This is a genomic window from Pseudomonas sp. GD03858 (assembly GCF_029840925.1).
GTDB lineage: Bacteria > Pseudomonadota > Gammaproteobacteria > Pseudomonadales > Pseudomonadaceae > Aquipseudomonas.
In genome coordinates this window covers 1-1,858 of record NZ_JAOCDM010000215.1, presented here as the reverse complement: position 1 = coordinate 1,858, position 1,858 = coordinate 1, and the positions used below count along the sequence as shown (strand labels likewise).

The following is a 1,858-nucleotide window of genomic DNA, read 5'->3' as shown; positions in this document are numbered from 1 at the left end:
AATACTCGGTGGCAGTGGCGTTCCACTGCCCGACTATTTGCTCGCGTGCCGCATCATCCAGCAACGACAGCCCGGCAAGCGGCTGCTCGGGATCCGCCAGAATGGCATCCAGCAGGCGCTGCCAGGCAGCGGCGAATCGCTCGACAGTCGCCCGTTCGAACAGATCGGTGGCGTAGACCATGCTCGCTGCCAGGCCGGCTTCGGATTCGAAGGTGTTCAGCGCCAGGTCGAACTGGGCCGTGTCGTTGTCCCATTCGAGGGTGCGCAATGCCAACGCCCCCAGTTGCAGGTCGGCGCCCGAACGCTGCCCTTCGCTCTGGTGGTTGAACATCACCTGGAACAACGGGTTGTGGCTGAGGGTGCGCTGCGGGCGCAGCGCCTCGACCAATTGCTCGTAGGGCAGGTCCTGATGGTCCTGGGCCTGCAATACTCGCTGCCGAACCTGGGCCAGGAACGCCTTGAACGACTGCCCGGGCTCGATATCGGCCTTCATCACCTGGGTGTTGACGAAGAAACCGATCAGGTGTTCGACCTCCACCCGGCCACGGTTGGCCACCGGCACGCCGACGCGGATGTCGTCCTGGCCACTGAGCCGGTGCAACAGCGCCTGGAACGACGCCAGCAACAGCATGAACAGCGTCACGCCCTCGCGCTGCGCCAACGCCTTGAGGCGCTGCGCCCGCTCCGGCGCCAGCTCGATCGCCAGCCGCGCCCCGGCAAAACGCTGCTCCGCCGGTCGCGAATGGTCCAGGGGCAGCTCCAGCAGGGGCTGATCGCCTCCCAGCAATTGCTGCCAGTAGCCCAGCTGCCGCTCGCGCTCGCCCGACTCCATCCACTGACGCTGCCAGGAGGCGTAGTCGGCATACTGCACCGGCAAGGGCGGCAGCGCCGCTGGCCGGCCTTCGCGCAGGCCCTGGTACAACGCCACCAGCTCGCGTACCAGGATCTGCAACGACCAGCCATCGGAAACACTATGGTGCTGGGTCAGCACCAGCACATGGTCCTGCTCGTCCAGGCGCACCAGCTTGACCCGCAGCAACGGGCCTTCACGCAGGTCGAACAGGCGACGCGCCTCGGCCTCGACCAGACGGCGGATCGCCTGGTCGCTGCTGTCGGTCAGTTGCTCACGCTCCAGGTGCACCGGCCGCGCCGGCTCGATGACCTGCAACGGCTGCTCGCCACTGTCGTCGAAACGGGTGCGCAAGGACTCATGACGCTCGACCAGGGCACTGAAGCTGCGCTCCAGCGCCTCGACATCGAGCTCGCCCTGCAGGCGCAAGGCCATGGGTATGTTGTAGGCACTGCTCTGCGGGTCGAGCTGCCAGAGGAACCATTGCCGCTCCTGGGCATAGGACAGCAGCAACGGCTCGTCGGCATGCCGTTTGAAGATCGGGGCGACGCTGAAGAGATTGATGCCTTTTTGCCTGAGCAGCACCGCCAGCGCCTTGCGTTCCTTTGGCGACAGTTGTCCAACCGCCCCGATCAACTCTTGCACACCCGTACTCCTTACTAAGAAATTAGCTTCTCAAGTTCCGCTCCAGATAGACGTTTGAGGGCCTCCAAGGATTTAGCCAATTCATCCTGAAGGGGTTGCAGCGCGCCACGCAGGGCCTCGACCCGAGCGCAATAGGCACGCAGGTCGGCGGTGACGAACAGTTCGCGCAGCGGTACCTCGACCGCCAGTTGCTCGCGAATGCGCGCGCTGACCTGGGTGGCCAGCAGCGAATGGCCGCCCAGCTCGAAGAAACTGTCGTCCATGCCAACCTGCTCGATGCCCAATACCTCTTGCCAGATCTGCGCGATGCCTTGCTCCAGCTCGCCCTGGGGTGCCACGTAGGCGCGCTGGTGCTGGCTCAGG

Annotated in this window: 2 protein-coding genes; both read right to left on the bottom strand. The window is 65.0% G+C overall.

Annotated features, from left to right (window positions below; all coding sequences use genetic code 11):
* A partial coding sequence (locus N5D48_RS26080; RefSeq protein WP_279889018.1) for a condensation domain-containing protein occupies positions 1–1,495 on the bottom strand: 1,495 nt, incomplete at its 3' end.
* A gap of 14 nt (positions 1,496–1,509) precedes the next feature.
* On the bottom strand, positions 1,510–1,858 hold a 349-nt coding region (locus N5D48_RS26075; protein ID WP_279889017.1), incomplete at its 5' end, for a phosphopantetheine-binding protein.